This is a genomic window from Micromonospora sp. ATLC20, assembly GCF_057196585.1.
In genome coordinates this window covers 1-6,699 of sequence record NZ_JBXUOV010000243.1, presented here as the reverse complement: position 1 = coordinate 6,699, position 6,699 = coordinate 1, and the positions used below count along the sequence as shown (strand labels likewise).

The window sequence follows — 6,699 nt, the reverse complement described above, 5'->3', positions numbered from 1 at the left end:
GGCGCCGTCCCACTCGGCCCCGGCCAGCGGCACGCCGGCCGCCGCCGCGACCGGGCGCAGCTCGTCGACCGCCTCCGGGCGGCGGGCCACCACAGTCACCTCGGCCGCCCCGATCCGGGCCGCCGCCGCGATGGCCGCCCGGGCGGTGCCACCCGCACCGAGCACGGTGACCACCGCCCCGGCCACGCAGCCCGCTCCGGTGAGCACCTCGACCATGCCTGTCACGTCGGTGTTGTCCGCGTACCAGGTGCCGTCGGGCCGGCGTACCAGCGTGTTTGCGGCGCCGACGGCGGCGGCGACCGGCGAGACCTCGTCGGCCAGCGCGAGCGCCGCCTCCTTGCCCGGCATGGTCACCGACAGCCCGGCCCACTCCGGGCCGAGGCCCGCGACCAGGCCGGGCAACTCGTCGGCGCCGGCTTCGATCCGGGTGTACGACCAGCCGGTCAGCCCAGCCGCCGCGTACCCGGCGGTGTGGATCACCGGGGAGAGCGAGTGGGCGATCGGCCTGCCGACCACCGCGGCGCGGCGGGGATCGGCCATCAGATGATCCCGGCCTCCTTGGCCTTCTGCTCGTTGCGCTTCTGCTCGGCGTAGGTCTCGGCGAACGCGGAGCGGCCGTCCTTGCTGATCGCCACGAAGTAGAGCCACTTGCCGTCCGGCGGGCTCAGCGCGCCCTCCAGCGCCTCCTTGCCGGGGTTGTTGATCGGCGAGGGGACCAGCCCGCGCAGCTTGCGGTTGTACGGGTTCTTCGGGTTGTCCAGCTCGGCGGCGGTCATGTCCTTGGATGCCTTGGTCTTCTGCCCGGTCAGCTCCAGGTAGTAGTTGACGGTGACGTCCATCTCCAGGCAGTTGCAGGGGAACTCGCCGTAGACCCGGTTGTACGCGACCCGGGCGACCTTGCCCAGGTCGACCTTGTTGCCGGCCTCGGCCTGCGCGAGCGAGGCGACGATCAGCGCCTCGTACGGGGTGATGCCGCCGCGTTCCTTCTGCACCTTCTCGGCGTACTGCATGCCGGAGGTGACGGTAAGGAAGTTGTCCACCATCAGCTTGAGGATCGTCTCGGCGGTGGCCTTCGGCGGGATCTCGTAGGTGTCCGGGAAGAGGAAGCCCTCGATCGACGGGCTGACCTTCTTGCCGTCGGAGCGCTTGAACCACCAGTCCGGTACGCCGAGCGCCTCCGGGTCCTTCGCCGCCGCCTCGAAGTCCTTGACCGGGATGTCGGTCTTCTCGGAGAGCCGCTTGTAAACCGTCTTCGCGGTGAGGCCCTCGGGGATGGTGATCCCGTTGACGATCTTGTTCTTGAGATCCAGCATCGCCGCGACCGCCGCGTCACCGCTCATCTGCTTGCGCAGCTTGTACGTGCCGGGCTGGATGTTCTTGCTGCGCGAGTTCTCCTCGGCAGCCTCGATGAACGCCTTGGTGCTCTTCACCACGTCGGCCGCGACGAGCGCGTCGGCCATGTCGGCGATCAGCGCGCCCTGCTTGATCTCGACGGTCACCTCGCCGGTGCCGGAGCCGTCGTAGTCGGGCGTGACGAAGTAGTTCTGGACCCGGTCGAAGCCGTAGAAGGCACCGCCGCCGATGCCGCCGAGCAGGACCAGCGCGAGCGCGAGGGCGAGCAGGGTCTTGCCCCGGCCGCCGCCGGACTTGCCCTGGCGTCGGCGTACCGCGCCGCGCCGGTGCCGGCCCTTCTCCCCCCTGTCCTGCTCGTCGAAGCCCAGATCAAGGTCGTCGATCATTGCGTCCGCCTCCGCTGTGCGTCCAGCCAGCTCTGCAGAATCTCCACTGCGGCGGCCTGGTCGACCACCGCTCGTTGGCGCTTTCCCCGGACGCCCCGTTCGGCCAGCCTACGACTCGCGACGACGGTAGACATCCTCTCGTCCGTCAGCGTCACCGGAATCGGCCTCATTACATCAGCCAATCGGCTGGCATATGCTGATACGTTCGCCGCCGCGGGGCCGTGCTTTCCGGCCAGGTTGACAGGCAGCCCGACCACGATCCCCACCGCCTCGTGCTCGGCGGCGAGCCGGACCAGCTCGGCCATGTCGCCGGGCACCGCGTCCGGTTCGGCGGTCAGGTCACGGGCCAGCGTCACCAGGGGCGTGGCGAGGATGCCGTGCGGATCACAGCGGGCCACCCCCACCCGGACCTGGCCGACGTCGACGCCCAGCCGGACGCCACGGGACAGCTCGCTCACGAGCGGACACCTCCCCGCCGGTACGGGCCAGGGCGGACCGGGTGGTCCGCCCTGGCGTAGATCCGTGCGCTCATGCCGTGCCGGCGACCGCCCGCTCGACGGTGACCAGCAGGTTCGGCGCCTCCGTCGCGGGCAGGCCGCCGCCCTGGGCCAGGTCGTCGCTGCCGCCGCCCCGGCCGGAGAACGCCGCCTTCACCAGGTCCTTCGCGCTCAGGTTCCGCCCCCGGGCGGCCTGGTTGACGGCCACCACGAGCGACGCCTTGCCGTTGGCCCGGGCGGCCACCGCGACCACCGCCGGGCGGGCCGCGTCGATCCGGCCCCGGATCTCCTGGGCGAGGGTCCGCACGTCGTTCGCGGCCGCGCCCTCCGGCGCCTCGGTGCCGACGTACGCGACGCCGCGCACGTCCTTCGCCTGTGCCGCCAGGGCACCGGCCCCGCCGAGCACGAGCTGGGCGCGCAGCTTCTCCAGTTCCTTCTCCGCGTCGCGCAGCTGGGTCACGGTCTGCTCCACCCGGTCGGCGACCTGCTCGCCGGGCACCCGGAACAGCTCGGCCAGCCGGGACACCAGCAGGTGCTCGCGGGCCAGGAAGCCGAACGCGTCCATGCCGACGAGCGCCTCGATCCGGCGTACCCCGGAACCGACAGACGCCTCGGAGAGGATCTTCACCAGGCCGAGCTGGGCGGAACGGGCCACGTGCGTGCCACCGCACAGCTCGCGGGCGTAGTCGCCGACCTCGACGACCCGGACCCGCTCGCCGTACTTCTCACCGAACAGGGCCATCGCCCCGATCCGGCGGGCCTCCTCCTGGCTGGTGACGAACGCGTGCACCTCCAGGTCGGCCAGCAGCACCTCGTTCACCTGCTGCTCGACGTCGTGCAGCACGCTCGGCGCCACACCAGTCGGGGTGTTGAAGTCGAACCGCAGCCGGCCCGGCGCGTTGAGCGAACCCGCCTGGGTCGCCGACTCGCCGAGGAAGTTGCGCATCGTCTGGTGCACCAGGTGCGTGGCGGTGTGCGAGCGGGAGATCGCCCGGCGGCGGGACACGTCGATCTCGGCGTACCCGGTCTCCCCGGAACGCACCTCGCCGCGCACCACCTTCGCCCGGTGCACGATCAGGCCGGGCACCGGCTGCTGCACGTCGAAGACCTCGACCTGGCCGCCGCCCACGGTGATGAGCCCCTGGTCTGGCTGCTGGCCGCCACCCTCGGCGTAGAACGGGGTGGTGTCGAGCACCAGCTCGATCGTGTCACCCTCGACCGCCGCGGAGATGGCTGCGCCGCCGGACAGCAGCGCGCGGACCCGCGACTCCCGGCTCAGCTCGGTGTAGCCGGTGAACTCCACCGGACCGCCACCGTCGAGCACCGACCGGTACGCCGACACGTCGGTGTGCCCGGTCTTGCGCGCCTGCGCGTCGGCCTTGGCCCGGCTGCGCTGGTCGGCCATCAGCCGGCGGAAGCCCTCCGCGTCGACCTGCAGCCCCTGCTCGGCGGCGATCTCCAGGGTCAGGTCGATCGGGAAGCCGTACGTGTCGTGCAGCTGGAACGCCTTGTCACCGGAGAGCGCGGCCTTGCCGGCCGACTTGGTCTCGGCGATGGCGGTGTCCAGGATCGTGGTGCCGGCGCGCAGCGTGGCCAGGAACGCGTCCTCCTCGGCGTACGCGTACTGGGAGATCCGGCCGAAGTCCTCGGCCAGCTCCGGGTACGACGGCGCCATGCAGTCGCGGGCCACCGGCAGCAGCTCCGGCAGCGCCCGGTCGGAGTAGCCGAGCAGCCGCACCGCCCGGATCGCCCGGCGCATGATCCGCCGCAGCACGTAGCCCCGGCCCTCGTTCGACGGGGTCACCCCGTCGCCGATGAGCATCAGCGAGGTGCGCACGTGGTCGGCGATGACCCGCAGCCGTACGTCGTCCGGGTGCGACTCGTTCGCCGCGTGACCGGAGTGCACGCCGTAGCGCTTGCCGGTCAGCTCGGCGGCCTTGTCCAGGATCGGCTTGACCTCGTCGATCTCGTAGAGGTTGTCCACGCCTTGGAGCAGCGAGGCCATCCGCTCCAGGCCCATGCCGGTGTCGATGTTCTTCGCCGGCAGGTCACCGAGGATAGGGAAGTCCTCCTTGCCGGTGCCCGGGCCGCGCTCGAACTGCATGAAGACGAGGTTCCAGAACTCCAGGTAACGGTCCTCGTCGACCTCCGGACCACCCTCGCGGCCGTAGGCCGGGCCGCGGTCGTAGTACAGCTCGGAGCACGGGCCGCACGGGCCGGGAATGCCCATCGACCAGAAGTTGTCGGCCTTGCCGCGGCGCACGATCCGCTCGGCCGGCACGCCGGTGGCGCGCCAGATGTCGTACGCCTCGTCGTCGTCCAGGTAGACGGTGGCCCAGATCCGCTCCGGGTCCAGTCCGAAGCCGCCCGCCTCGACCGGCTTGGTGGCCAGGTCCCAGGCGAGCGGGATCGCCCCGGACTTGAAGTAGTCACCGAAGGAGAAGTTACCGTTCATCTGGAAGAACGTGCCGTGCCGGCTGGTCTTGCCGACCTCGTCGATGTCCGGCGTCCGGATGCACTTCTGCACGCTCGTCGCCCGCGCGTACGGCGGGGTCTGCTGGCCCAGGAAGTAGGGCACGAACTGCACCATGCCCGCGTTGATGAACAGCAGGTTCGGGTCGCTGATGGCGGGCAGCGGAGCGGACGGCACCACGGTGTGCCCGTTCGCCTCGAAGTGGGCGAGGAACCGCCGCTTGATCTCCGCCGTCTTCATCGCTGGTGGTCCTCCGGGAAAATCTCTCGATCACCGATCCGCGGGTCCTCCCGCAGCTCGGCGAACTGGTCGTCGTACACCTCGCCGCGGGCGAAGGCCTCGTGGATCTCCTGCTCACGCTCGGCCATGCCGACCCGGACGTCGTCCACGAACGCCCGGAGCGACTCGACCAGACCGCCGGCGGACTCGGACAGCCCGCTGGCGATGCCGGCCGGGGTGTACGCCTGCGCGGTCCGGGTGGCCTTGCGCACCACCAGGACGCCCACGGCCAGCCCGATGCCCAGCCAGAACAACCGCCTCATGTTCTCATCCTTCCCGCGTACGCCGGTCGGGGTCAGCGGTTGCCGCGCTTGGCGGCGCGACGCTGCTGCTTGATGGTGTCGCGCACCTCGCGCTCGGTCTCGGCGTGCCGGCGGGCGGAGGCGGCCCGGCGCACGCCGTAGCCGAACGCCGCCACCTTGACCAGCGGGTTCGCGGCGGCGGCGGAGACCACGGTGGCCAGGTTCGCCACGTTCGCGGTGACGTTCTGCGCGTGGCTGGTCATGGTGTCCACCTTGGCGAGCTGGAGGTTCACCCCGTCCAGCGAGGTCTGCACCTGCTCCAGCGCCACGTTGACGTTCTTCACCGTGGTGTTCACGTCACCGAGCAGCGGCGCGGTGCGCTCGTTCACGTCGGTGATCATGCGGGTCGTCGCGTCCACGGTGTGCCGCAGCCGCAGGATCGGCACCGCCAGCACGAGCACCAGCATCAGGAACGCGCCGGCCGCGATCAGCGCAGCGATCTCTCCACCACTCACGCGAAAGTCCTCCTCAAGCAGTGTCCCGGAACCCGACGCCCCGGAACGCGCGACCGTACCTACCCACTTCGCGCCACGCCGACCCGGTCACCGGGCACGGACGGGCGTGCCAGCCCCAGACCCTACCGTCCGTGATGGAAGTCGGCTCACGACGGTGAGGGGGTCACCTCGCCCAGCGGGTCGTCGGTCAGCGTCGGGTACGGATCCTCACCGGTGAGTGACGGATCGGTGGTCGGTGTCGGTCCGGTGCGCTCGTCGTCGATCGCGTTGCGCACCTTCACCGACACCAACGAGCCGGTGCACGCCGCCGCTGCGGGCTCGGCGGGCGTGGACGGCGCGGGTGCCCCGTCGATCGGCGGGGGTGTGCAGGTGCGGTCGCGTACCCACAGGTCGAGCGTGAGTTCGTCCCGGCGCCAGCAGGTGTAGCTGCCAGGGACCTTCTCGTCCGGGCAACGGTCGACCTTCCAGCGCCGCCACCCGTCCCCGGCCAGCGCCGTCTCGTAGACCGCGACGGTCTCCTTCCACCCCTGCTCCGACTCGACGGACCGTTCCCGCAGGCGGCAGTCCTGCAGGCACCAGCGGCTGCCGCTGACGTTGTCCACCGTGTTGCTCTGCGCCCAGGCGGGCACCGAGAGCTCGTCGAGGGTGTCGAAGACCGGGTCGCGGCTGAGCGTCCGCATCCCGAAGTAGAGCGGCACCGCACCCAGCAGCACGAGGCTGACCAGGGCGAGGATGCCCAGCCGCAGCCGGCTGCGCTCGCGCATCTGCCGGCGTAGCTCGGACCGCGCACCACGCAGCCCACCGGCCTCCGCGCCGCTGTCGGCCGGTCCGGGACCGCCGGGCCGTGGCCCCGCCGGCTCCCCCGGGGGTACGACCACAGCCGCCCGGGCCGCCGCCGGTGTCGCCGGGCCACCCGGTCCGGGCCGGCCCGTTTCCGGTCCGGGTGGTGCCGCC

At 71.5% G+C, this 6,699-nt stretch carries 7 protein-coding genes; all 7 read right to left on the bottom strand.

The features are described from left to right. Window positions 1-540 (bottom strand): shikimate dehydrogenase (locus AC2CHG_RS28930; RefSeq protein ID WP_484525985.1); only part of this gene is annotated, 540 nt, incomplete at its 3' end. After that, window positions 540-1,739, bottom strand: a complete 1,200-nt coding sequence (mltG, locus tag AC2CHG_RS28925; protein ID WP_355510038.1) for an endolytic transglycosylase MltG — start codon at window positions 1,737-1,739, stop codon at window positions 540-542. The genes mltG and AC2CHG_RS28930, both read right to left, overlap by 1 nt. Beyond that, window positions 1,736-2,197: a Holliday junction resolvase RuvX gene (ruvX, locus tag AC2CHG_RS28920; RefSeq protein ID WP_262015736.1), complete on the bottom strand. Its 462-nt coding sequence runs from the start codon at window positions 2,195-2,197 to the stop codon at window positions 1,736-1,738. The genes mltG and ruvX overlap by 4 nt, the downstream gene beginning before the upstream one ends. A gap of 70 nt (window positions 2,198-2,267) precedes the next feature. Then, on the bottom strand, window positions 2,268-4,949 hold the full coding sequence (alaS, locus tag AC2CHG_RS28915; protein ID WP_262015737.1) for an alanine--tRNA ligase: 2,682 nt from the start codon (window positions 4,947-4,949) through the stop codon (window positions 2,268-2,270). Further along, complete coding sequence (locus AC2CHG_RS28910) at window positions 4,946-5,251, bottom strand: hypothetical protein (protein WP_013285491.1); 306 nt, start codon at window positions 5,249-5,251, stop codon at window positions 4,946-4,948. The genes alaS and AC2CHG_RS28910 overlap by 4 nt, the downstream gene beginning before the upstream one ends. Window positions 5,252-5,283: 32 nt before the next feature. Then, window positions 5,284-5,745, bottom strand: a complete 462-nt coding sequence (locus tag AC2CHG_RS28905; RefSeq protein ID WP_013285490.1) for a DUF948 domain-containing protein — start codon at window positions 5,743-5,745, stop codon at window positions 5,284-5,286. A 146-nt stretch (window positions 5,746-5,891) separates the two neighbouring features. Beyond that, complete coding sequence (locus AC2CHG_RS28900; RefSeq protein WP_484525986.1) at window positions 5,892-6,623, bottom strand: hypothetical protein; 732 nt, start codon at window positions 6,621-6,623, stop codon at window positions 5,892-5,894. Window positions 6,624-6,699: the final 76 nt, after the last annotated feature.